Source organism: Streptococcus sp. HMSC072C09, from assembly GCF_001813105.1.
Lineage (GTDB): Bacteria > Bacillota > Bacilli > Lactobacillales > Streptococcaceae > Streptococcus.
The window spans coordinates 110,425-134,356 of sequence record NZ_KV811503.1; the positions used below are offsets into that span (position 1 = coordinate 110,425).

19 protein-coding genes, 2 pseudogenes and 1 riboswitch are annotated in these 23,932 nt (G+C 40.2%); of the genes and pseudogenes, 3 read left to right on the forward strand and 18 right to left on the reverse strand.

The annotated features are described in order from the left end of the window. Positions 1 to 4 precede the first annotated feature (4 nt). The 5 genes and pseudogenes from dltB to HMPREF2893_RS09120 all read right to left on the reverse strand — a co-directional run bounded on the left by dltB (position 5) and on the right by HMPREF2893_RS09120 (position 4,736). Positions 5 to 1,258 (reverse strand): D-alanyl-lipoteichoic acid biosynthesis protein DltB, encoded by a 1,254-nt coding sequence (gene dltB / locus HMPREF2893_RS09100; protein WP_070675863.1) that lies wholly within the window; start codon positions 1,256 to 1,258, stop codon positions 5 to 7. Next, entirely contained in the window at positions 1,255 to 2,805 is a 1,551-nt protein-coding gene (dltA, locus tag HMPREF2893_RS09105; protein ID WP_049485998.1) for a D-alanine--poly(phosphoribitol) ligase subunit DltA, read from the reverse strand. The genes dltB and dltA overlap by 4 nt, the downstream gene beginning before the upstream one ends. An 18-nt stretch (positions 2,806 to 2,823) precedes the next feature. Next, a complete protein-coding gene (locus HMPREF2893_RS09110; RefSeq protein WP_003002102.1) occupies positions 2,824 to 2,952 on the reverse strand; it encodes a teichoic acid D-Ala incorporation-associated protein DltX in 129 nt (42 codons plus the stop codon). A 328-nt stretch (positions 2,953 to 3,280) separates the two neighbouring features. Beyond that, positions 3,281 to 3,964: a DUF4956 domain-containing protein gene (locus tag HMPREF2893_RS09115; RefSeq protein WP_049485999.1), complete on the reverse strand. Its 684-nt coding sequence runs from the start codon at positions 3,962 to 3,964 to the stop codon at positions 3,281 to 3,283. After that, positions 3,957 to 4,736: pseudogene (locus HMPREF2893_RS09120) on the reverse strand (polyphosphate polymerase domain-containing protein). Before HMPREF2893_RS09120 ends, HMPREF2893_RS09115 begins: the two are co-directional and overlap by 8 nt. A 214-nt stretch (positions 4,737 to 4,950) precedes the next feature. Between HMPREF2893_RS09120 and HMPREF2893_RS09125 the strand changes: the two are divergent. After that, a pseudogene (locus tag HMPREF2893_RS09125) lies at positions 4,951 to 6,197 on the forward strand (carbohydrate-binding domain-containing protein). 89 nt (positions 6,198 to 6,286) lie between these two features. Beyond that, positions 6,287 to 6,970 carry a DUF4947 domain-containing protein gene (locus HMPREF2893_RS09130; protein WP_083312260.1) on the forward strand — a complete coding sequence of 228 codons (684 nt, stop codon included), beginning with the start codon at positions 6,287 to 6,289 and terminating at the stop codon, positions 6,968 to 6,970. Positions 6,971 to 7,204: 234 nt separating this feature from the next. Here HMPREF2893_RS09130 and HMPREF2893_RS09135 read toward each other — a convergent pair whose 3' ends face one another. Beyond that, positions 7,205 to 10,000, reverse strand: a complete 2,796-nt coding sequence (locus HMPREF2893_RS09135) for a YhgE/Pip domain-containing protein (RefSeq protein ID WP_070675867.1) — start codon at positions 9,998 to 10,000, stop codon at positions 7,205 to 7,207. A 134-nt stretch (positions 10,001 to 10,134) separates the two neighbouring features. Here HMPREF2893_RS09135 and HMPREF2893_RS09140 point away from each other — a divergent pair, with 134 nt between their 5' ends. Further along, complete coding sequence (locus HMPREF2893_RS09140; protein ID WP_003001962.1) at positions 10,135 to 10,668, forward strand: TetR/AcrR family transcriptional regulator; 534 nt, start codon at positions 10,135 to 10,137, stop codon at positions 10,666 to 10,668. Positions 10,669 to 10,857: 189 nt separating this feature from the next. Here HMPREF2893_RS09140 and rpsD read toward each other — a convergent pair whose 3' ends face one another. The 12 genes from rpsD to HMPREF2893_RS10715 form a co-directional block, all read right to left on the reverse strand. After that, positions 10,858 to 11,469 (reverse strand): 30S ribosomal protein S4, encoded by a 612-nt coding sequence (gene rpsD / locus HMPREF2893_RS09145; protein WP_003002210.1) that lies wholly within the window; start codon positions 11,467 to 11,469, stop codon positions 10,858 to 10,860. A gap of 205 nt (positions 11,470 to 11,674) precedes the next feature. Continuing rightward, positions 11,675 to 12,406 (reverse strand): ABC transporter ATP-binding protein, encoded by a 732-nt coding sequence (locus tag HMPREF2893_RS09150; RefSeq protein ID WP_070675869.1) that lies wholly within the window; start codon positions 12,404 to 12,406, stop codon positions 11,675 to 11,677. Further along, positions 12,399 to 13,394 carry an ABC transporter substrate-binding protein gene (locus tag HMPREF2893_RS09155; protein WP_049506426.1) on the reverse strand — a complete coding sequence of 332 codons (996 nt, stop codon included), beginning with the start codon at positions 13,392 to 13,394 and terminating at the stop codon, positions 12,399 to 12,401. The genes HMPREF2893_RS09150 and HMPREF2893_RS09155 overlap by 8 nt, the downstream gene beginning before the upstream one ends. 57 nt (positions 13,395 to 13,451) lie before the next feature. After that, complete coding sequence (locus tag HMPREF2893_RS09160; protein ID WP_070675871.1) at positions 13,452 to 14,210, reverse strand: ABC transporter permease; 759 nt, start codon at positions 14,208 to 14,210, stop codon at positions 13,452 to 13,454. Between the two features lie 74 nt (positions 14,211 to 14,284). After that, positions 14,285 to 14,386: riboswitch (TPP riboswitch) on the reverse strand. 34 nt (positions 14,387 to 14,420) lie between these two features. Continuing rightward, a complete protein-coding gene (locus tag HMPREF2893_RS09165) occupies positions 14,421 to 14,693 on the reverse strand; it encodes a Veg family protein (protein WP_003009183.1) in 273 nt (90 codons plus the stop codon). A gap of 1 nt (position 14,694) precedes the next feature. Then, positions 14,695 to 16,053 (reverse strand): replicative DNA helicase, encoded by a 1,359-nt coding sequence (gene dnaB, locus HMPREF2893_RS09170; protein WP_014714093.1) that lies wholly within the window; start codon positions 16,051 to 16,053, stop codon positions 14,695 to 14,697. 25 nt (positions 16,054 to 16,078) lie between these two features. Then, on the reverse strand, positions 16,079 to 16,531 hold the full coding sequence (gene rplI / locus HMPREF2893_RS09175; RefSeq protein ID WP_024056479.1) for a 50S ribosomal protein L9: 453 nt from the start codon (positions 16,529 to 16,531) through the stop codon (positions 16,079 to 16,081). Then, the gene (locus HMPREF2893_RS09180) at positions 16,528 to 18,507 is read right to left on the reverse strand and encodes a DHH family phosphoesterase (protein WP_042760252.1); all 1,980 of its coding nucleotides are present in this window, start codon (positions 18,505 to 18,507) and stop codon (positions 16,528 to 16,530) included. Before HMPREF2893_RS09180 ends, rplI begins: the two co-directional genes overlap by 4 nt. 194 nt (positions 18,508 to 18,701) lie before the next feature. Continuing rightward, positions 18,702 to 20,612, reverse strand: coding sequence for a tRNA uridine-5-carboxymethylaminomethyl(34) synthesis enzyme MnmG (mnmG, locus tag HMPREF2893_RS09185; RefSeq protein WP_070675873.1), 1,911 nt, complete (start codon positions 20,610 to 20,612; stop codon positions 18,702 to 18,704). Positions 20,613 to 20,622: 10 nt separating this feature from the next. After that, on the reverse strand, positions 20,623 to 21,078 hold the full coding sequence (locus tag HMPREF2893_RS09190) for an NUDIX hydrolase (RefSeq protein ID WP_070675875.1): 456 nt from the start codon (positions 21,076 to 21,078) through the stop codon (positions 20,623 to 20,625). Positions 21,079 to 21,214: 136 nt separating this feature from the next. Next, positions 21,215 to 22,336 (reverse strand): tRNA 2-thiouridine(34) synthase MnmA, encoded by a 1,122-nt coding sequence (gene mnmA, locus HMPREF2893_RS09195; protein WP_023919979.1) that lies wholly within the window; start codon positions 22,334 to 22,336, stop codon positions 21,215 to 21,217. Between the two features lie 216 nt (positions 22,337 to 22,552). Then, positions 22,553 to 23,901, reverse strand: a protein-coding gene (locus tag HMPREF2893_RS10715) for an IS3 family transposase (RefSeq protein WP_148131934.1) whose coding sequence is annotated in 2 segments (ribosomal slippage) — positions 22,553 to 23,469 and positions 23,469 to 23,901 — 1,350 coding nt in all. Because the reading frame shifts where the segments join, the coding sequence is not laid out codon by codon here. Positions 23,902 to 23,932 lie beyond the last annotated feature (31 nt).

Sequence of the window (23,932 nt, forward strand, 5' to 3'; positions counted from 1 at the left end):
CCTTTTATTTCAATTTTGGGAACCATTGCTGATCCAAGAATCCTGAGAAGATCAGGAAGGACAACATCACTGTATTAAAGGTGATAAAGATCCCCAAAGCCTTGGTCCAACGATTGTCCGGTATCGGATCCAATCCTTTTGCTTTTCTTTCTTTATTGATGGTCTTTTTCTTACGAATCCAAGCATCATTGATAACCATTCCAAGCCCATGGAAGAGCCCATAAGCGATATAGTACCAGGTCACCCCGTGCCAGAATCCCATGACCAACATATTAATAATGTAGGCAACATTTGAGGTCGTGATCCGGCTCTTGAACACTTTATTGCGCATCAGAACCATTACGAGACGCATAAAGACAAAATCACGGAACCAGAAAGATAAACTCATATGCCAGCGGTTCCAGAATTCCTTTAAATCACGTGATTTAAAAGGACGGTCAAAGTTGATGGGACTTTTAATCCCCATCAAATTGGAGGCCGCTAAAGCAAACATCGAATACCCTGCGAAGTCAAAGAAGAGGTCAAAGCCATAAACATACATGACTCCCAGTGTTCCGATGTTGAAGAATCCACCTTGAGACAAGGCATAGGTCTGCACATGACCTAACAATAAGTGGCCAAAAATATGAGCTAGGATAAATTTATAAAGGAAGCCATACATAATGTACTTAACAGCTTGCTCCAACATATCCAATAATTCTTCGCGCTCAGGAATGGCTTTATAATCCTCATTAAAACGCTTGAAACGATCAATCGGCCCACTTGAGAAGGTCGGCATAAAGAGCATAAAACGTAAGAATTCCCAGAGCGTGAATTCTTTCAAGACACCATCTCGCATTTCGATGATCATTCCGACAGCTCGGAAGGTCAAATAAGAAATCCCTAAAAATCCAAACAAGGATTGGTGTCCATTCTTGATCGCTGGCTCTACCTTAACAAAGATCAAGGGCAAGACAGACAAGAAGGAATGAAGATAGAAAATCCACTTATTGTCCGCTTTCTGACGATAAAATTTGTAGGAATACACAATCAAGATTTGCCAGACTACGTAAAAGAGTAAGGCATAAATTTGCTTGAGATTCGAACCTGTCAGCATCAAAATGATAAAGATCAGACTCACAAGTCCTTCATATACCGGAAACCGCTTTTTGAAAAAGAGACCCACAAAGATCGGCAAAAAAGCTAGAATGAGGTAGATAAAATAGATCGGTGTTCCATAGTGTTCTAAATGAGGGAGCTGTTTCAAAAACTCGATCATCGGTTGTTAACCTCGCTAATCAACCCTTTGATGTCGATTTTCCCGTTTGGTGTTAATGGCAGGCTGTCACGATAGAGGAATTTTGAAGGCATCATATAAGACATCATGATGTTTTCTAAATCTTCCTTAATGGCTTTCGTGATATCAATTTCGCGCTCAAATTGTTCTTTGACGCCCTCTTTTAAGATGACATAGGCCAAGAGATTTTGGACCTTGTGATCTTTATTATAACGCGGTACTGCGACTGCTGAGTCAATATACTTCGATTTATTCAAGTTTTGAGAGACATCCTCTAGCTCGATACGATAACCGTTAAACTTGATTTGGAAGTCCATCCGACCACCATAGAGAAGAAGGCCTTCATCCGTCATGGTTCCGACATCTCCCGTATGGTAGGCTGGAAGACCTTCAAATTCGAAGAAGGCTTCTGCTGTTTTCTCTGGATTATTCATATAACCTTTTGAAACGGCTGGGCCAGATACGATGATCTCCCCTTGCTCACCATTTGGCAATTTGTTTCCTGCCTCATCAATAATGAAGGTTGGAGAATCTTCTTTGGTATAACCAATTGGTAGACGTTTCAAAGTCGCTAACATCTCATCTGTTACGGCTACAGCCGAAAGAGCTACAGTTGCTTCTGTTGGCCCGTAAGCATTGATGATACGCGCATTTGGGAAACGCTCGCGCAATTTTTGAGCGGTTTTAACCGTTAACTCTTCCCCATCAAAGTAGAAATGGGTAATGCCTGGCATCTTTTCAGCATTGAAATCTTCAGACAACATGGCCATATCTGCGAAAGATGGTGTTGAAGTCCAGATCGCAATCGGAAGGGAAAAGATGGTCGCGAAGAGTTGTTTGAAGTCTTGAGTAATGGCTGATGGAAGAGCAAAAAGGGTTCCTCCAAGAGCCAAGGTCGGTGCCCAGTACATGACAGACAAGTCAAAGGAATAGGGCGGTTGCGCCAACATTTGCGGACGCTCTGGCGTTGCAAATTCCTTGTCCGTAATCATCCAGTTGGTAAAGCTGAGCAAGTTATCGTGCGAAATTTGCACCCCTTTTGGTTTCCCAGTTGTCCCTGAGGTAAAGATGATGTAGTAGTTATCATCCCCTTTGACCGGATGTTTCAAGTCATAGGCATGCTGAGCCGCATAAGCTTCACGCACTTTCTCCAAGGACATGATTGGAGCAGCTGGGTTTTCCAATGGAAATTCATTGATGGCAATAATCAAGCTTGGCTCTGCTACTTCAACAATGGCAGACACGCGCTCCAAGGCAGAGTGGCTATCAATTGGGATATAGGCATGGCCAGATTTTGTCAAGGCCACAAAGGTTGCTAACATTTCATATTCTTGACCACCAAAGACCACTACAGGTGACTTTTCAGGAAGTCCCATTTGGTCGATGTGGGCAGCCAAGCTATCTGAATCAGCCTTCAATTGGCCATAGGTATGCTCCTCACCAAGGACATTGTAAACCGGATAGTCTGGTTGTAGTTGCGCATAACGTTCAATTGTCTCGATCATATCAGTAATTGGTTGGTTTGACACGGCTAGGAGTCTCCTTTTCTAAAATTCGTTGTAGATAAAGCCACCCTGACCTTGACCAAGGTAACTAAAGAAATAAAGTAGGGCTAGGAAAATGGCGAAATACAAGACCGTCTGCCCGATAAATTTATAAAGTGTTTTATGTTTCATAAGTTTCACTCTTCATTTTGATTGTTATTCACTATTTTACCATTTTTTATACCAAGTAAGCAATCTTAAACATAGTGAGAATGTGGTAGAAAACGTTATCATTTCAGATCATCAAGCCGTTTAACGAAAGCATTTTTCTTTAATCAGTTTTCTGGTTGAAATCCTATTCTATTTTACATTGCCTTGATGAATCATGGGTCATAGACGACATCTTCAAAAATAGCAGTCTTTTTCATAAGGGATTCCTTCAATTTTTTAGAAACAGTATACCACTTTTTCTTAAAAAGTTCTTAAAACCCTAAAAAACTATCCTAAAGTAGGATAGCAGTTATAAATTCTTTCTTTTCTTCGCTTTCTTTGTCAGAGCGACATCACAATTTTCAATCTCGCTAATCAATAGATTAGCAAGGCCAAAATCATCGATGTTCGATTTCATATTTACTTCATAGTTCAAGGTCAGTTGTTCTCCAGCTTGGGCCGTTGTGACAGAAATAAAGTCAATTTCTGAACAACTTTGGTCCAACAACTGGCTGATTTGTTCTGCAACAGAATCTTGTTTTGAGACGGTAATAGTCAAATGGCGGCGCCGTTGATGGTCTGCCTTACTCTGTTTGTTCTCCAATACCAGCCACACTCCTAGTAAAGAGAGGGTTGTTAAAATGGCCAATAAAAGATAGCCAGATCCAGCTGCCAGTCCTATAATCATAGCTAAGAAAATGGCAATCAACTCTCTAGAACCACTCGTAGCCGAACGAAAACGGATCAAACTAAAGGTCCCTGCCACTGCAATCGAGGTTCCCAAACTTCCATTGACCAAAAAAATCACTAAGGTCATCATAGAAGGAAGCAAGGTCAAACTAATGACAAACTCTCGAGTGTACAGTGTCCGGTATTTATAGGTCCAAGATAGGGCTATTCCTAGAAAGAGGCTGACCAAAAGGGCCAGCAGTAAGCGCAAGGGATCCACCGTTGCTGTGGCATTATTAAAAATAGAATCAAATAGATTAGACATAGGCAGCACCTACCGTTTCTTCCACTGGTCTTGGGGCATAATCCAATCCTTGTGATTTATGATAAGCTCAGCTATATTTTGAAAATTTCTGCTTGACCAAACCATACTTCTCTAAAATATCCTTTAACCATTGAGGTTCTTGTCCGGGAGCCTTAATTTCCATGATCACGAAGTCATCCTCTAACAAAGGTTCTCCTTTCTTCCCATGAAAAAGACTAACAGCTTGATCACGAAAGACTAAGTTTTGATCGATTGTCACGCGAATTTTCTGATAAGGATAACCCTGAATGGATTTCTTTTCTTTGAGAGACAAGCGATCATAGTAAATGAACATCCGTGGTTCCAATCGATGACCATAGCGTTTACGCAATCTCTGAATCTCTTGCACTAAGTCTGGATCTTGTACCTGATGATCTACTGTCCCATCTGTCATCAAGTTGATAATGGCTTGTGAAGTAGCGACTAGACGGAATTTATGGCCAATTCCTTCTTCATCTTTTGACTTCACTTCTAGAAATACTGGACTGTCTGCTTGAGGTGTTTCTATATAAGTCCGCATCCGAATTTTTTCACGGCGGTGTTGTTTGGCAAGAGCATCTTGAATGACCTCAAAGTTTTCCGTATCAAAATAAATATTTGAAATAGTTGAAGTTGGGTAATCATCTTCTATGACGTATTCTTTTAAGTCTTTGATCAAGTCTTTTACGTCATCTTTTGCGACGATATATTTTGTTTCGATTCGTTTAAAACTTGTCTCAATTGTTTTTTTCATGTTTCTACTCCTTTAAGGGGGATCTATTGTTTCTAACCTTCAGTAAGTATGAATACGACTTACGTGCTTTCTAGTTTAATAGGACTTTCTTAACTGGTCATTAAGCCAAACTTAAAGAAAACTAAAGTTAAGGTTCCTTTCAGAAAAACTTTAGGAAACTTTCAGCTAGCAACTTTAGACTAGGAGCATATCAATTGAACGAGAGGAAAAGCTCATGAAATCAAACAAATGGAAATTTTTATTAACGGGGGCCGCAACCCTCGCCTTACTGACAGCTTGTACTCAGGCGTCATCACAATCAGCTACAACAAGCGCAACAACAACTGCTTCTAGTGTCTCAAAGAAAACGACTGAAACCAAGCAATCTGACTATTTTACCGAAAAAGATTCAGATACCTCATATGATGAAAGTAAAGCATCTACTGTCAAACTATCTGGTTCGTCTGCAACTGTTTCAGGGGATGGCGTAGCCGTTTCTGGATCAACTGTGACCATCTCGAAGGCCGGAACTTATGTCATCTCTGGTGAATCCGATAGGGTTCAAATCAAAGTCGAAGCAGGTGACTCAGACGATGTCACATCGTCTTGAAAGGCGTTACCATGACCAACACCAACGCGCTAATTTCTGCTACGAAAGCAGGTCATGTCTACCTTACCCTAGCAGATGGCACGATCAATACCTTGTCTGATTCAAGTTCAAATAATGATGAAGATGCCGATGCAGTGATCTTCTCTAAAGGCGACCTCACTATCAATGGTTCAGGTACGCTCAACATTGATGCCAAGAAGAACAATGGTATCAAGGCTAATGACACTCTCCATATCACAGGTGGAACCTATAAGATCACGGCTGTAGGAGATGCCTTCAACGTCAATGACGAACTCAATATCACTGGTACGACCATGACCATCGATGCAGATGAAGATGCAGTCAAGGTGGATAATGATGAAGATACTTCGGTCGGAACCATGTATCTTTCAGACAACAAAATGACCATCACCGCAGGAGACGATGGAATCCATGCTTCTGGTGATCTGATCATCGATAGCGGAACCTACAAGGTAACCGATTCTGTCGAAGGTCTAGAAGGAAAATCGATCACCATCAACGGTGGAGATATCACCATCTATGCAACCGATGACGGTGTCAATGCGGCCAATGCCAATGCTAACCAAGATGAAATTTTCTTCACTATGAATGGTGGAACCCTCAACGTTGAAGTTGGCCAAGGTGATACCGATCCAATTGATTCGAATGGAAATATCACTGTTACCGGAGGAACCATTAAATTAACGGGACAATCTGGATTCGACTTTGATGGTACTGCTACCTACACTGGCGGAGACATCTATATCAACGGTGAAAAACAAACGGAAATTGTCAACTCCATGCCTGGAGGCGGTGGGGCTCCAGGTGGTGGCGGACCTCAAGGCGGTGGACCTGGAGGTGGGCATCCATAATAACAAATAAAGGCAGGATTTCTTCCTGACCTTTTTTTGTTACCCTTTTTATGATAGAATAGAAAATCAATCAGCTTATCGAAAGGAACATGATGAAAAAACAAACACTCCCTCTTTTCTTCACACTGTTGCTGTCTCTTCTTTTTCTATCAGCCTGTATGCCGGACCTTAAGATCAACTTTAAAAAAGTACCCACTACTACCAGCTCAAAAAAGAAAACCTTTAAAAAAAGTAGCTCGAGTCGTTCTAGCCTCCCGAGTCGCTCAACCAGTTCAAATAGCTCAAGCAACTCCTCTAGCTCTCCCTCAACTACTACGGAAACCACTTCTGACATCGTCACAACCGAAGGACTCCCTAGAAATGCTCAAGAAGCTCCAAAAGATAAGATTTATGCAACAGGGAACCTAAAAGTAGCTTACTCTAGAAATGACGATACTATTTTTGCCCAGACGCCGGATTATGAAGGGTATACCACTGCCCTTGTCCAAAAAATCCTTGGGAATCCAGAGAAACAAATAACAGACCCTGCTTATATTGCCGAATCTTTTGAAAATACCGAATTAGAAAATATTAAAGGGCTCTACCACGAGGGAAAAATCACAAGGGAACAAGCTCATGCCTTTTTGATGGGAGCTGTTGATCTCAAACAAGCGTCTAAATTCGGAGTAGACTATACCATTTACACCTATAAAAACAACACTATCCAACTGGTCTTTGAAAACGACCAACTTCTCTATATTACACCAAATCCTGATGTTGTCTTCTTTAAATAATAAGAGAGTGGGACAGAAATCGGTAATTCGTTAGAATTCGATTTCGTCGTCCCACCTCTGCACAGTTGAGTAGGGCTGTAAAAGCTGATGAAATCAGCGTAGTAGAGCCCACTCAACCACTGCGTCTTGCTCGACAACCTAAAAATAATTGAGAGGCTAGGACTTTTGTCCCAGTCTCTTTTTTCACATGAAACAAAAAAACTCCCAACACATTCTGTTGGGAGTTCTTGAAGATTAGTCCTCTTCATATTTTTTTGGATTATAGAACCACATTCCGAGGCCTGCAAAAAGAACAATAGTCATCAGAAGGAAGGCCACTTGATTTCCAATTTCTCCTGTCATCGAAATCGTTTGACGAAGACCAGAAACGGTATAGCTCATTGGCAAGAATGGATGAATGGCTTGGAAAAATCCATTTGTCAAAGCAAGAGGATAGGTTCCTGCACTAGAAGCCAATTGCAAGAGCAAGAGGATCAAGGAAAGGAAAGCACCGACTTTACTTTGCCATGTCGTTAAAGCTGTCACGATAGACATGAAAGATACACTACCAATCACACAAAGGAAGAGCGTAGCCATTTCATGATTGGCTGATAAACCAATCAAGTGAACGGCACCATAGACCAAGACTCCTGCAATCACCGCAATCGTTCCGTTGACCTCAAAGCGAGATTTAAACCATGCCCAGCGACTTTCAGGGTGGCGACCGGATGGCAATTTTGCAAAGATCATATTGGTTGACAAGGCACAAACAAAGAGTGCTACTGAGATCATATAAGGAGCCATCCCAACACCATTCACAGGAACATTATCATGGTCTGTTTTAGAGGTCGTGACAGGATCTGCTAAGGTTTTAGCGTTTTCTTTTTCAGTTGTAGCCACATTCAATTGTCCCTTAGCATCGTTTAATCCTTGACTCAAGGTTTGGCTTCCTGTTGCTAATTCACCTAAACCATTTGTCAATGTTTGGCCACCTGCTGCTAATTTGCTGGACCCATCTGAGATTTGATTTGCACCGTCGGCTAGTTTATCAGCACCAGTCACCAATTGACCTGATTTTTCTGTCAACTGATTGACACCAGTGACAAGTTTGTTGACACCACCTGCCAACTCTGGAGTTTTGCTGTTCAATTGTCCTACACCGTCTGCTAATTTTCCAGCACCGGCAACCAATTCACCTGACTTACCTGTTAATTGGGTCGCTCCTGAAGCCAGTTGATTCATACCTGATGTCAAGGCAGGCATCTTCCCATTTAACTCACCTAGACCAGAAGCCAATTGATTGCTTCCTGCAAGTAATTCTGATGATTTACTATCTAGTTGACCAACACCTGCTGCTAACTGACTAGCCCCATTTGTTAAAGTACTGCTATTCGTCTGAAGTTGGGTTGCTCCATTAGCGATTTTATCGACACCAGCTGTATAAGCGCCGATCCCCTGACTGATGGTTTGACTAGCTGGCAACAATTGTCCACTAACTGCGGATTGGATCTTAGATAAGCCACTTGACAGGTCTGTCAAGGTAGAAGAAGCTGTCGGTAAAACTTGATTGGCTGCCGTTTGCAGTTGTGTCAAGCTATTTCCTGTATTCAAACTACCTTGGATCGTTTGAATCGTAGTCAAGATTCCTTGAGCCGCCGTTTCACTCGAGCTTGGGCTCGATGAGATCGCTGCATTGATTTCCGCTTGTTGGTCAGCTGTCATTGCTTGATAGGCTGCTGTCCCTTGAACACTTGCAAGGGCATTTGCACGATCCGCTTGGGCTGAAGCAAGGATTGCTTGGGTTGAATTCGCAATACTCGTCAATCCAGACGAAAGTTGACTGGTATCTACTGAAGCATTTTGAATCGCTGTATTTAATTGGTTTAAACCAGCTGCCAATTGATCAATCTGAGCAGATTGACTTGTAGAAGCTTGTAGCTGGCTTGATAATGTTTGAATACCTGATTCTAATTGTGAAACCCCATTTCGAAGGGTAGCAGATTGACTACTTAATTGACCCGCTCCTTCTGATAAAGTAGCGACTCCATTTGTATAGGTTGCTAAACCATTTGAAAAGTTAGATAGACCTGAATTCAATTGACGCACGCCATTGGTATAATTCCCAAGACCATCATTGAGGGTCCCCATACCACTGGTTAATTGACCAACTCCTGAAGCTAACTGAGGGGTTTGACTCGCCATTTGATTGAGACCATTTCCTAATCGATCCACTCCGGTAGCGTAAGCCATCAAGCCTGTATTAAAAGTACCAAACCCATTATTTAATTGATTGACGCCAGATACCAAGTTTGGAAGTTGACCAGCCATTTGATTGAGACCATTTCCTAATTGACCAACACCATCTGTATAGGCTGCTAGACCCGTACGAAGAGTAGTCGCACCATCTGAAAATGCTAAGCTTGAACGAGCCAATGTATTCAAATTAGTAGACAGTGTTTGACCACCATCTTCCAATTTACTTGCACCATCTGCTAATTTAGCACTTCCATCTGCCGCTGTCCCCATACCAGATTTAAGCGATCCCATTTTGGAAAATAAAGCTGTTGTATACGTATTGGTCACTTTTTCGGCCACTGACTGCTTCATCTTTGTCATCGCAGTGTCGCTCATTTTCCCTGCGATAAAACTATGACCACTGGATGTTTGGTAATCAATGGTCATCTGTTCCGGATGATTGGTTAAGATGGAGCTAGCTTTCTTTGAAAGATCCTCAGGCAGGGTTACAATCATATAATAATCGCCATTTTTAAGACCATCTTTCGCAGCTTTCTCATCTACAAAATGAAAATCAAGTGAGTCATTGTCCTTCAAATTGGACACCATGTCTTTTCCTATTTCCATCTTTTGTCCATTATATGTAGCAGATTGATCCTTATTGACAACCGCTACAGGAAGATCCGAAACTTGGCCATATGGATCCCACATGGAAGATAGAAAAATAATATTATAAAGAGCTGGAATCAAAGCAACTCCAATCATGACAATGATAAATGTTGGCTTTTTAAGAATAGCCTTCCATTCTTTCATCATATTTTTTGTCTCCTTTTTATACACATTGTCTAAATTTCTGATATAATAGATTATACAGTTTCTAGAAATTTTCACAAGTAGGAAATCTTTATTTTTAGACGCTGTGTATAATTTTGTGCAAAAAGGATTAACAGATGACTGAGAGCAATAAACGATTAAAAACAAAACGAAATATCGAGGAGGCGATGGTTCGACTACTAGAAAAGGAATCATTCGACCAAATCACAACGGTTGAGTTAGCACAAGAATCCGGCATTAGTCGCTCTAGCTTTTATACCCACTATCGAGACAAGTACGATATGATCGAGCGCTACCAACAAGCACTCTTTCACAAGCTTGAATATATCTTTGACAAACACCAAGACGACAAGCGCCAAGCGATTACAGAAGTGTTCGAATTCCTAACCAAGGAGCCACTCTTTGCAGTTCTTCTGACAGAGAATGGAACCAAAGAGATCCAAACCTTCTTACGACATAAATTACAGATTCTTCTGGTTGATAGTTTGCAAGAGCGCTATAGTCATAAATCATTAACAGATATTGAAAGAGTCTACAGTTCTGTCTATCTGACCAATGCCTTCTTCGGAGTCTGTCAGATGTGGGTTTCGCGCGGAAAAAAAGAAAGTCCTCAACAAATGGCTGAATTTTTAATGAAAATGTTACGGTAACAGTCTCTCCTGATCGATCTAGATCAGGAGTTTTTTTATTAGCAGGTTTAGGTTTTAAGAAAACAAAAAACTGTCTCATTTAATGAAACAGTTTTAGAAAATTTGTAACTGAACAAAGCCAGAAATCAACCCTTTAAGACAAAACAAAAAGCCCACTGTTGTAGGCTTTCTGTAAGGTATATCTTAAAATTAAAGCATTTTGTTGTAGAATTCAACGACAAGTGCTTCGTTGATTTCTGGGTTGATTTCATCGCGTTCTGGAAGGCGAGTCAATGAACCTTCAAGTTTGTCAGCATCGAATGATACAAATGCTGGACGTCCAACTGTAGCTTCAACAGCTTCAAGGATAGCTGGAACTTTAGCTGATTTTTCGCGAACTGAGATCACTTGACCTGGAGTTACACGGTATGAAGGGATATCAACGCGTTTTCCGTCAACAAGGATGTGACCGTGGTTAACGAATTGACGAGCTTGACGACGAGTAGTCGCAAGTCCAAGACGGTAAACAACGTTATCCAAACGACGTTCCAAAAGAAGCATGAAGTTGAAACCGACAGTTCCTTCTTTAACTTTAGTAGCTTGTACGAACAAGTTACGGAATTGTTTTTCACCAAGTCCGTAAGAGAAACGAAGTTTTTGTTTTTCAGCTAATTGCAAACCGTATTCTGACAATTTTGAACGGTTGTTTGGTCCATGTTGACCTGGTACGTAGTTACGACGTGCCAATTCTTTACCTGTACCTGTAAGTGACAAGCCAAGACGGCGAGATTGTTTCCAAGATGGTCCTGTATAACGTGACATTTGAAATGTCCTCCTATAAAAATAATTTTTGTAGGAAATAACGTTTTAGACAAACCTGATTCGTTCAGAAAGCCTTCGCCCAAACAGCAAAGGTTACTTTTCTAGCTGACTTCCTGTTGACGAGCTTCATTTTGTCCTGCTGTCATTTCGCACAAATTCTATTTTATCACGGAATAGAAACTTTGTAAAGTCCTTCAAAACAATTTCAATGAAATTCAGACAATAATTCTATGATTCGTTTTTTATATTGCAATTGTTGCCAGTCTCTATCCGTTGCTGGATCCCATTTTAAAGGAAGATCTGCAATAATTTCACCGGGATTATGATTTAAGATATAGATCCGGTCACTCAATGTCAAAGCTTCTTCGATACTATGAGTGATCACTAGAGTGGTGAGACCAAGACGTTCCTTACTGTCTAGATACCAGTGATAAAGATCCTGCCTTGTCAATTCATCTAAGGCACTAAAAGCTTCATCTAATAGGAAGACAGAATGACCCAGAAGATAGGTTCTCAATAGCGCCACCCGTTGCCGCATCCCCCCACTCAGGGCATTGGGATAAAGGTTGGCAATACTTCCCAATTTAAATTCATCTAACAATTTTAGAGCTGTAGATGTTGCCTCTTCCTTAGGAATCTTTTTTAATTGAAGGGGAAGAATAATATTTCCCAATACTGTCTTATGTTCCAACAAAAGATCATTTTGTAGCATATAGCTGACTTTTCCAAAGGAGATCGGGGCATCATCTACTTCTATAGCGCCCTTTTGTAAGGGAAAGATCCCAGCAATTAAATTAAACAAGGTTGATTTCCCTACCCCACTTGGACCTAGAATAGAGACGATTTCTCCTTTTTGCACTACTAGTGATACATTGTTTAAAACTGCTTTATCTCCAAAAGAGAAACTTACATCTTTTACGGTTAAAATATCAGTCACCTACCAATTCATTTGTAAAACCTTTGTCTTCTAAGTCATTTGAAACCAATCCTTGCTCTTTTGCCCAAGCATAAAAAGCATTCCAACGCTTGGAGTCAAACTGCCCCCATTTATCCTTGTCTGAAGCATATTGACTGGAAAGATATTTTTGAGAAGCGAGTACAAAATCACGCTGGTTAGCCAAAGCAGGGGCCTGTTTAATCAAGATATCTGCTGCTTCTTCTGGATGCTCTATAGCATATTGGTAGCCTTTTTTCACCGCTTGAATGAATTTCTTTGCTTCCTCTTTATGAGACTTCAAATAGTCATTGTTAGCAATAATAACAGGCGAATAGTAGTCAAATGCAGGAACAAAATCTTTCATATAGAAGAAATTGGTCTTCATTCCCTTTTGCTCAGCCAAAATTCCATCCCAACCGTGATAAATCCAAGCAGCATCAAAGACCTTATTTTCAATCGGAGTAATGGAATTTGAATCACTATTTGGAACCAATTTTACTTGATTAAAATCAGCCCCCTCTTTTTTCATCATCGATTTGATCATTTCCAACTCAATCGGATCATTCCAGGTACCATACTTCTTACCAACCAAATCTTTTGGACTTGTGATCGCTGCATCTTTTCTTGAAATAATCCCTGACGTATTGTGTTCGACGATAGCTGCAACAGCGGTAATCCCCGCACCTTTATCCAATTTCTTGGCCATAGAATCTTGGAAATAAATACCAAATGGAGCTTTCCCATTAATAATCAAATCAGAACTACTGTCTTCCGGCGGAAGTTTTATATCTACATCCAGTCCTGCATCTTTAAAATACCCTTTTTCCTTTGCTACATAGAGACCCGTATGATTGGTATTCGGGGTCCAATCTAGAATAAAATCAATCTTTTTCAAACCACTTGACGATTGCTTGACAGAATTTTGACAAGCACTTAAAAAAACAAATCCCAATATTATTGAGAAAAATAAACCTATTGACTTTTTCATTAGCTATACCTCTTTTACATTTTTGTCAATTTAATTTTTACACCATTTACAAGTTTGTCAATCCTTTTTCCATTTTAGAATGGTTCGTTCTAATTGGTCAACGAGAAACATACCGAGTAAACTAATAGCAGAAATCAATACAATGATCGCAAACATCGTATCATACTGAAATAACTTCTTCGATTGGATCATATAGACCCCCAATCCATCAAAACCTCCTAACCATTCTGAAACGACCGTACTGATAAAGGCATAGGAAACGCTCACACGTAAACCTGCAAAAAAATAAGGAAGCGCTGCAGGAATTTTATAATGGACTAAAGTCTGAAAGCGATTGGCTTTCATAATCTGAAACAATCTCAGAATATCTTGATCGCAATGCCGAAAACCATCTAACAGACTGACTACGATGGGAAATACCACCGTAATAATGATCAAAACCAGTTTTGGAAGCATACCATAACCAAACCAAAGAACCAGGATAGGGGCCAAGGCAATCGTCGGAATGGTTTGAATAACAACCATAAAAGGATAGACCAGATCATTCACCCATTGAAAACTATCCATGAGAATCGCAAAGCCAGCAGCAAGAAGAACCCCTATAACAAGTCCGATCAAGGCCACTTGAAGGGTAGACAAACTGTGATGAATCAGGAGAGCTCGATCTCGTACAAAGGCATTTCCAATTTCAAGTGGCGTTGGTAATACAAATTTGGGGAGAATATTTAAAAAACCTGCTAACTGCCATAAGACAAGAAGGCTGCTAAAACCTGCAAATCCTATCAACTGTTTTGAATATCTTTTTACAAGAGACATCGTAACCCCCTTTCTCACAAATAAAAAACGCCTCCAAAATAGGAGACGGATTGCACAAGGTCACTCATAACGAAAAATACATTTCATTTGTTTCCTACGCTGGCATTACCCAGATCAGGTGCGGTCGAAGCTTACACTTCCTCTCAGACTGTACACAGACTCCCATATGTATTTATTATAATAACTGATTTAGACGATAAAAGCAAGAAATTAATCCAAATAACGAATTAAATTCTTCTCTGTTAAAATATCTGAATAGGTGTAAGACTCCACGTATGTATTAGCTGGTTCACCTGGTAAGCTATTGTCGTTCGTATACTCGATAATAAATAAAGAAGGATAGACCTCAATCAAGCGTCCAAATTTATTTTTTTGACGTTTCCGTCCATTTTCAAGCGTCATTTCAACCACTTGTCCTTCATGGGCCTTGATCTCTTCTTTAATTTTTTTCATTTTTGCAACATCTGTAAATGCATCACTCATCTTATTGATCCTCTCTCTTTGAAATACTTGAGAATTTATTGTATTCCTTTTGGAATATTAATTCGACTGTCCCACGCGCACCTGAACGGTTTTTCTCGATAATCACTTCAACCGTATTATTGGGCATTCCATCTTCTTCCTCTTCACCAGCTCGATCATAATAATCATCACGGTACAAGAAAGCAACAATATCCGCATCCTGCTCAATCGATCCAGATTCACGAATATCAGAAAGAACAGGACGTTTGTCTTGGCGCTGTTCCACACCACGTGATAGCTGACTCAAAGCAATGACGGGAACTTTTAGTTCCTTCGCCAAAATTTTTAACTGACGAGAAATTTCTGAAACTTCCTGTTGACGGTTTTCTCTTCCAGTCCCTGTAATCAGTTGCAGATAGTCAATCAGGATAAGACCGAGATTCCCTGTTTCCTGCGCCAATTTTCTTGCTCTCGAACGAATCTCAGTGATCCGAATTCCTGGGGTATCATCGATGTAAATACTCGCATTGGCCAAATTTCCTTGAGCAATGGCATATTTCCGCCACTCTTCATCCGTCAATTGACCTGTACGAATCGAATGGGATTCAATCAAGCCTTCAGCAGCTAGCATCCGGTCTACCAAACTTTCAGCACCCATTTCTAATGAGAAAATAGCCACTGTCTTATCCAACTTTGTCCCGATATTTTGAGCAATATTTAGAGCAAAGGCTGTTTTCCCTACCGCAGGACGAGCCGCTAAAATAATCAATTCTTCCTCATGTAGCCCCGTCGTCATATGGTCCAAATCGCGATAGCCTGTCGCAATACCCGTGATATCAGAGGTTTGAAGCGAACGGGCTTCTAAGCTACCAAAATTTATATTCAAGATGTCTCGAATATTTTTAAATCCACTACGATTTGCGTTTTCACTAACATCAATCAGAGCTTTTTCAGCACCCGCAATGATTTCATCTGAAGGACTTGCACCATCATAAGCTTGATTAATACTTTCCGTTAATCGAGAGATCAATCGACGTAAGACAGCTTTTTCGGCAACAATCTTCGCGTAATACTCCGCGTTAGCTGAAGTTGGTACCGAATTAATGACTTCTACCAAATAGGAGAGACCGCCAATATTTTGGAGATCCCCCTGACTATCTAAAATATTTCGAACAGTCGTCGCATCAATCGCATCCCCGCGGTCAGCTAGATCGATCATGGCTTTAAAAATCAAACGGTGCGAGTACTTAAAGAAATCGCCAGGCTCGATATATTCACGAACAAAGACCAATTTCCCCTCATCAATAAAGATGGCTCCCAACACTGATTGCTCCGCTTGGATATCCTGAGGTTGTGTTCGTAATTCCTCTATCTCAGCCATAAAAAAACCTTTCTATCGATCGTGTTTACCCTTCATTTACACGAATATTAATCACACCTGTAACATCTTGATAAATTTTTACAGGGATGTCAATCAAACCTGTTGAACGAATTGGAGAGGAAACTTGGATATGACGTTTATCAATTTTAATGCCAAATTGTTTCTCAAGCTCTTCTGCAATCTTTTTATTAGTAATAGAGCCGAAAGTACGGCCATCTGGCCCAATTTTTTCAGTGAATTGAACAACAGTTGCTTCTTCTTCTAATTTTGCTTTAATCTTTTGCGCTTCCGCTAACAATTCAGCATGCGCTTTTTCTTCTGACTTTTGTTTTCCACGAAGCTCACCGATTGCTTGGGCATTGGCTTCTTTCGCAAGATTTTTTTTGATCAAAAAGTTTTGTGCATAACCAGTAGGCACTTCTTTAATTTCGCCCTTTTTACCTTTACCTTTTACATCCGCTAAGAAAATAACTTTCATTCTACATTCTCCTTTTCAATAGTTACTTCGTTTTCAATAGTCTCAATCAGTTGTTGACGAATACTCATTAAATCTTGACCCTCAATTTGAGAAGCCGCCGAGTTGAAATGACCTCCTCCGCCAAGCTGTTCCATGATACGCTGTACATTGACTTTGCTTCGACTTCGTGCAGAAATCGAGACAGTTCCACTTTGATTACAAGCAATGACAAAGGTTGCTTCCACCTCAGACATGGCTAGCATACTATCAGCTGCTTTACTAATAGTTACTGAATCATAGGCTTTAGTCGTATTGGCACAAGCTACGATGATATGCGGCAAAATCTTTTCACCAGTCAAGATCAGTTCGTTCACTTCGCGGTACTCATCAAACTGAATCGCAGAGATCTCCTGGATGGTTACACTATCACTACCTCTTGAACGAAGGTAACTCGCCACATCAAAGGTCCGACTCGTAACACGTGCGGAGAAGTTCTTAGTATCCAGCATAATTCCAGCCATCAAGACACTAGCTTGAATCTTCGTTAACCGATTTTTCTTCGACTTCTGGAACTGAATAAGTTCACTAACCAATTCGCTCGCACTACTTGCTCCACTTTCAATATAGGTGATCAGAACATTTTCAGGGAAATCATCATCCCGACGATGATGGTCAATGACAATAATCTGTTGGAATTCCTGATAAAATTCTTTAGAAAGGGTCAAGGCTGTCTTAGAATGGTCAACCATAATTAACAAAGAGCGATCCGTCACCATTTGCATGGCTTCCTCTAGGGGAAGGATTTTCGTTACCTGCTCTTCTTCTAGTTTCGCAATTGCTCTTGAAATATCACTAGCCATTGCATGCGGGTCATAGACCACATAAGAGGAAGCCAAAATATTGCTAGAGAAAAACTGCATTCCCACAGACGCTCCTAAAGCGTCCATATCCAAGTTTCTATGCCCAACAATGAAAACTTGATCAACGGATTTAATCTTATCCGAAATAGCTGTCATCATAGCGCGTGTGCGAGTCCGCGTCCGCTTCACAGCAGAAGCTGTTCCACCACCAAAGAAAATAGGGTTTTTCTGTTCATCGTTTTCTTTGACTACTGCTTGATCCCCACCACGAACTTCCGCAAGGTTTAGGTTCAAGAGAGCCACTTTACCAATCTCATCATGCTCCCCGTCACCATACGAGAATCCCATACTTAAGGTAATAGGTAGCTCACGATTTTTAGCTTCTTCACGGAATTGATCGATGACAGAAAATTTTGATTCCATCAACTGTTCTAAGACCGTGTAGTCTGTAAACAAATAGAAACGATCCATCCCCACACGTCTGTAAAACATATGGTAATGAGCTGTAAACTCTTCTACAAAGTTGGCAATAAAACTATTGATATTGCTAATATCAGAGTCTGAAATGACATCTTCTAGATCATCATAGTTATCAACAGAAATAATACCGATAACGGGACGAGTTGTCACCAATCCCACAGTTGCTTCATACTCACTTGAAACATCAAAAAAGTAAACAACACTAGACGTCTGATCAAAGTAAACAGAATATTTCTTATCGGCTACAGTGACATAATGACCTTTATCCTCAAACAGAGTATTGAGTAACTTTTTCAAGGATTCAACATCAAAGTCTCCATCATCTGTTGAAAAAATCAATTCAGCATAAGGGTTGAACCACTCTACTTCATTTGATTCTTCATTAATCTTGATAACTCCAACAGGCATTTTATCAAGGAGGGATGCTAATCCGCTTTCTGCCTGATGGTTAACATATTGTATTTGTTCTAATTCATCTAACTCTGAAATTTGTAACTGGTATTCAAATAAAGCAATCAATCCAGCTAAGACTAAAAAAATTGCAATGAGAGTTACATAGCCTTTGCCAAAGATTCTTAAAAAAATTGCTAAAATTGCAAATGAAATAAAACCAATTAACACATAATGGATGAACGATAAACGAAATTTTTTCATCATAAACCTCTTCTCGGAATTATACCATAAATAGAGGTAAAAAGCGAGGTTTCTCTCTATATTACAGAGAAGATCGACCTGTAAAAGCTCTTCCTCGGCTTCACTACTTTGTAAACAAGGTTTACAACTGTGTAAATAGTAACAACAGATTTCAATCCATAAAATTGAGGCTGAAACATCATCTCAGCCCCATTTGATTAGTGGTTTGCTTTGTTTTTGGAGATACTCCGAGATTTACCTTCCAAGTAAACCATTAAAATAGAGATATCCGCTGGATTGACACCTGAGATACGACTTGCTTGACCAATCGTTTCTGGATTAATTAATTTAAATTTTTGACGCGCTTCGGTTGCAATAGAGTCAATATCATCCCAGTCAATATTCGCAGGAATTCGTTTTTCTTCCATACGCTTCATTTTTTCGACTTGGTCCATTGCTTTTGAGATATAGCCTTCGTATTTAATTTCAGTTTCAATCAATTCAATGATTTTATCATCCAGTTCTTCAGCTGCAGGACCGATAAATTCTACCACATCTTGGTAAGAGACTTCTGGTCGTCGCAAGAATTCTTTAGCAGTGACAGCATCTGTCAATGGTTTAAAGCCCATTGCAGCAATCTTTTCATTGGTTTCCTTTACAGGCTTTAACTTAATACTATCTAAACGCTTCATCTCGTTTTCAAACTGATACTTCTTGGTTTCGAAACGTTGCCAACGTTCATCATCTACCAATCCAATTGCTCGTCCCATTTCTGTCAAGCGCATATCGGCATTATCATGACGCAAAATCAGACGGTATTCTGCACGGCTTGTTAACAAACGATACGGTTCGATCGTTCCCTTTGTTACCAAATCATCGATCATGACCCCAATATAACCATCACTGCGTTTCAAAATGAGTTCTGGTTTTCCTTGGATTTTTAGAGCCGCATTGATCCCTGCAATAATTCCTTGACCAGCAGCTTCCTCATAGCCAGACGTTCCATTGGTTTGGCCAGCTGTAAAGAGACCTGAAATTTTCTTGGTTTCTAAAGTTGCGCGCAATTGATGAGGCAAAACCATATCATACTCAATCGCATAACCCGTTCGCATCATTTCTGCCTTCTCAAGCCCCTTAATAGAATGGACGAGATCCCGTTGAACATCCTCTGGTAAACTCGTTGACAGCCCTTGAACATAGACTTCTTCTGTATTTCGTCCCTCAGGTTCTAAGAATAGTTGATGACGCTCTTTGTCAGCAAAACGGACAATTTTATCCTCAATGGATGGACAATAGCGAGGACCTACTCCCTTTACAACCCCTGTAAACATAGGTGCCCGGTGTAAATTATTCTGGATAATTTCATGGCTATGCCCATTCGTATAAGTCAACCAACAAGGAACCTGATCCTTTACATAATCTTCATCACGCGATGTATAAGAAAAATGATTTGGAGCTTCATCTCCAGGTTGAATTTCCGTTTCGTCATAATTAATTGACGATGCCTTTACACGAGGTGGCGTGCCTGTTTTGAAACGTCCAATTTCTAATCCTAGCTGTTTGAGATTATCGGCCAAATTGATAGAAGCTAGACTATGATTAGGTCCTGACGAATACTTGAGGTCTCCAATGATAATTTCTCCGCGTAAAGCTGTCCCAGTAGTGACAATAACAGCCTTTGCGCCATATTCTTGGTGAGTCGCAGTCCTTACACCAACAACCTTACCATTCTCCACCAAAATCTCATCAATCATGGTTTGGCGAAGGGTTAAATTTTCTTGGTTTTCAACCGTTTTCCGCATTTCTTTTGAGTAAAGTTCTTTGTCTGCTTGAGCCCGAAGTGCACGAACCGCAGGACCTTTACCAGTATTGAGCATTTTCATTTGGATGTAGGTCTTGTCGATATTCTTCGCCATTTCTCCACCGAGGGCATCGACTTCACGCACGACAATCCCCTTAGCAGAACCACCAATAGAGGGATTACAAGGCATAAAAGCCAGCATTTCAATGTTAATAGTCGCAAGTAAGACCTTACAACCCATACGGCTAGCAGCTAGAGAGGCTTCTACTCCCGCATGCCCCGCACCGATTACAATGATATCGTATTCTTCTATAAAGTTATAATTCATTCTATTTCTCCTATTTCTCAAGATGGATGTGTCGTAATTTTCCGTCCCAGTCTGGTAGGGCTGATTTTAAAAAAGCCGGTTTCAGGTCAACAGTGTGTAAATCATCTAAAGCAATCCAACGGCAAGGTAATTGCTTTGTATCTTCCTGCATGACCAAAGGTGCATCTTCCAGTAAGTCCACCAAATAATGAAATTCAATGTTATGGTAGTGGATTCCAGCTTGTTCAAAGTGATTTTCAACCACGAAAGCTAACGGACCTGCTGTAGATGTGACACCAAGTTCCTCTTTGACTTCCCGAACTACAGCATCTTCTGTAGTTTCATTGACTTGAATAGCACCTCCGATTGTATAACAGCCGTCCTCATCTTCTATGACGAACAAGCGATTATCTTTTACAATCAAAGCAGTCGCCCTCACACCAAAAACAGTAGAACCTATTTTCGTTCGAAAATCCTGTCGCCTCATTTTACTTCCTTTCGAAATCACAAAAAAATAGTCAAAACTCTGAGAAGTGCAGGACAAAAAAGCCTGCAACATCCATGAGCTTTGACCATCATTTCTATTGCTTTTATTATTGTAGCAAATTGAGAAAATTTGTCAATTAAATATACTGACAAACTTTTCCATCCCGATAAGCATTGTCAATCAAGCCACCGCCTAGACACTCTTCACCGTCGTAAAAGACAACAGCTTGTCCTGGTGTAATGGCTCGTTGAGGTTCTGCGAAAATCACTTCTGCCTTGTCACCTTTAACGTGTACAGTCACCTTTGAGTCAGGCTGACGATAGCGGAACTTAGCTGTACACTCTAATGTAAACTCTTCTGGCATATCTCGTGTAAAGTGAACTTGACTAGCCTGTAAACTTGTTGACATCAATGCTTCATGATAGAAACCTTGACCGACATAAAGAATATTTTGACTGAGGTCTTTCCCAACTACAAACCATGGAGCATTGTCTCCACCTTGTTGACCACCAATTCCAAGTCCACCCCGTTGACCGATTGTGTAATACATCAAACCAGCATGTTCACCCATATCTCGTCCATCGATGGTCATCATTCGACCTGGTTGGGCAGGAAGGTAGTTCCCTAGAAATTCTTTGAAATTCTTTTCTCCGATAAAGCAAATCCCAGTTGAGTCTTTCTTTTTAGCTGTTGCTAATCCAGCTTCTTCAGCTAGACGACGAACCTCTGGCTTTTCCAAATGTCCCAATGGGAACATGGTTTTTTGAAGTTGTTCTTGTGACAGCTGGCTTAAGAAATAAGTTTGGTCCTTCCCGTTGTCAACGCCGCGTAACATATGAACAATGCCATCTTCATCACGCGCCACACGCGCATAGTGCCCTGTCGCTACATAATCTGCACCGAGTGTCATAGCATAATCTAAAAAGGCCTTAAATTTGATTTCCTTATTACACATGACATCCGGATTTGGTGTTCGACCAGCTCGGTATTCGGCAAGGAAATATTCAAAGACACGATCCCAGTATTCTTTCTCAAAGTTGACAGAATAGTAAGGAATGCCAATTTGGTCTGCAACCGCTGCTACATCTTTGTAATCTTCTGTAGCTGTACATACGCCATTTTCGTCTGTGTCGTCCCAGTTTTTCATGAAGATACCGATGACATCGTAACCCTGTTGCTTTAATAATAAAGCTGTTACAGATGAATCCACACCACCACTCATACCAACAACAACACGTGTTTTCGAGTTATCACTCATAGATTTCTCCCATCTTTTCGTTTCTCACGATTGAAGGTCGTGGTTTGCTTCAACGATTGAAGGTCGTTTTGAGCAGTTACCATTTTAACACGCTTTATATTAGAAAACAAGCATCTTACTATTCTTTTTGTTGATCAGGATCGATGGGTTTACAAGTCTGTAAATTTAAAAAGAGTCCTATTCAATGTACTGACCCCAAAAAGTTAGACAATTAATTTATCCAAAGGATTTAGTTCTGTATTGTACAGGACTAAGTCCTTTTAGTTTTACCTTAATGCGTTTGTTGTTGTAGTAATCGATATAGTCTACAATAGCTTGTTCCAATTGGTTAAGCGACTTAAATGTATTCTCGTAACCATAAAACATTTCCGATTTCAAAATGCCAAAGAAGGATTCCATCATGCCGTTATCTGGGCTATTCCCTTTACGTGACATAGATGGCTGAATTCCCTTACTCTCTAAAAACCTGTGATAAAAATCGTGTTGATATTGCCATCCTTGATCACTATGAAGAATGGTATTCTCGTAATGTTCCTCACCGAAAGCCTGATCTAACATAGCTTTCACTTGTTCTAAATTCGGTGAAGTAGAAAGTTTATAAGCGATAATTTCGCTGTTAAAGCCATCTAAAACTGGAGACAAATAAAGCTTTTGAGTACTTGCTGGAATGGCAAATTCTGTCACATCTGTATAGCACTTTTGCATTGGCTTGGACGCTTCAAACTGGCGCTGAATAAGGTTGTCTGCTTTCTTGCCAACTTCTCCTTGGTATGAAGAATACTTCCGTTTACGACGAATTCGAGCACTTAAACTAAGGACCTTCATCAGACGTTGGACCTTCTTATGATTGACTACATAACCACGATTTCTCAATTCTAGAGTCATTCGACGATAACCGTAATTCCCCTTATGTTCATTATAAATTGCTTGTATTTCCACTTTGATAACTGGATCTTTATCTACTTGATTTAGCTGCTTTAAGTGGTAATAATAGGTTGAACGAGCAAGCATGATAATGTTTAGAAGGACATCTAAAGGAAACTCCGTTACTAATCCTTGAACAATTTCTGTTTTTCTTCTTGCTCTTTTTCTTCCTTCAATCGGAATTCTCTCAACTTTTTTAGAATGGCATTCTCCGCTCTCAGGTACTCGTTTTCTGCTTGAAGACGTTCTAACTCTGTCATCTCTTCTGGCTTTTTCTTTGGTTTACGTCCCATTTTAGATGGTCTCCCTCTTGTTTTCTCAACAATAGTATACCCGTTTTTCTTATATTGTGCTATCCAATTAGGCAACATTCCAACACTTGGAAGAGCATAATCTAGAGACACCCTTATTTGTGAACGACCTTCAATCAGAACTTTATCAATGATTTCTCGTTTTAATTTAGGAGAATAATAACGATTCCTCCCCTTTTTGACGAACTCTATACCATAACGATCAATCAATTTAATCATGTACTTAAGATTGGGAATTTTTATCCCAAATCTATTTGAAAGCTCTTTGAAACTTCGCCCTTGTTTTCTAAGTTCATAGATCTGAACTTTATCTTTATAAGTTAATTTCATAATAAAAACACCCCAAAAGTTAGATTTTTTC

Coding starts and splice junctions, on each gene's coding strand:
- dltB (WP_070675863.1), bottom strand. CDS start 1,258: ATGATCGAGTTTTTGAAACAGCTCCCTCATTTAGAACACTATGGAACA.
- HMPREF2893_RS09110 (WP_003002102.1), bottom strand. CDS start 2,952: ATGAAACATAAAACACTTTATAAATTTATCGGGCAGACGGTCTTGTAT.
- HMPREF2893_RS09115 (WP_049485999.1), bottom strand. CDS start 3,964: ATGTCTAATCTATTTGATTCTATTTTTAATAATGCCACAGCAACGGTG.
- HMPREF2893_RS09130 (WP_083312260.1), top strand. CDS start 6,287: ATGATGAAAAAACAAACACTCCCTCTTTTCTTCACACTGTTGCTGTCT.
- HMPREF2893_RS09135 (WP_070675867.1), bottom strand. CDS start 10,000: ATGATGAAAGAATGGAAGGCTATTCTTAAAAAGCCAACATTTATCATT.
- HMPREF2893_RS09140 (WP_003001962.1), top strand. CDS start 10,135: ATGACTGAGAGCAATAAACGATTAAAAACAAAACGAAATATCGAGGAG.
- rpsD (WP_003002210.1), bottom strand. CDS start 11,469: ATGTCACGTTATACAGGACCATCTTGGAAACAATCTCGCCGTCTTGGC.
- HMPREF2893_RS09155 (WP_049506426.1), bottom strand. CDS start 13,394: ATGAAAAAGTCAATAGGTTTATTTTTCTCAATAATATTGGGATTTGTT.
- HMPREF2893_RS09160 (WP_070675871.1), bottom strand. CDS start 14,210: ATGTCTCTTGTAAAAAGATATTCAAAACAGTTGATAGGATTTGCAGGT.
- HMPREF2893_RS09165 (WP_003009183.1), bottom strand. CDS start 14,693: ATGAGTGATGCATTTACAGATGTTGCAAAAATGAAAAAAATTAAAGAA.
- dnaB (WP_014714093.1), bottom strand. CDS start 16,053: ATGGCTGAGATAGAGGAATTACGAACACAACCTCAGGATATCCAAGCG.
- rplI (WP_024056479.1), bottom strand. CDS start 16,531: ATGAAAGTTATTTTCTTAGCGGATGTAAAAGGTAAAGGTAAAAAGGGC.
- HMPREF2893_RS09180 (WP_042760252.1), bottom strand. CDS start 18,507: ATGATGAAAAAATTTCGTTTATCGTTCATCCATTATGTGTTAATTGGT.
- mnmG (WP_070675873.1), bottom strand. CDS start 20,612: ATGAATTATAACTTTATAGAAGAATACGATATCATTGTAATCGGTGCG.
- HMPREF2893_RS09190 (WP_070675875.1), bottom strand. CDS start 21,078: ATGAGGCGACAGGATTTTCGAACGAAAATAGGTTCTACTGTTTTTGGT.
- mnmA (WP_023919979.1), bottom strand. CDS start 22,336: ATGAGTGATAACTCGAAAACACGTGTTGTTGTTGGTATGAGTGGTGGT.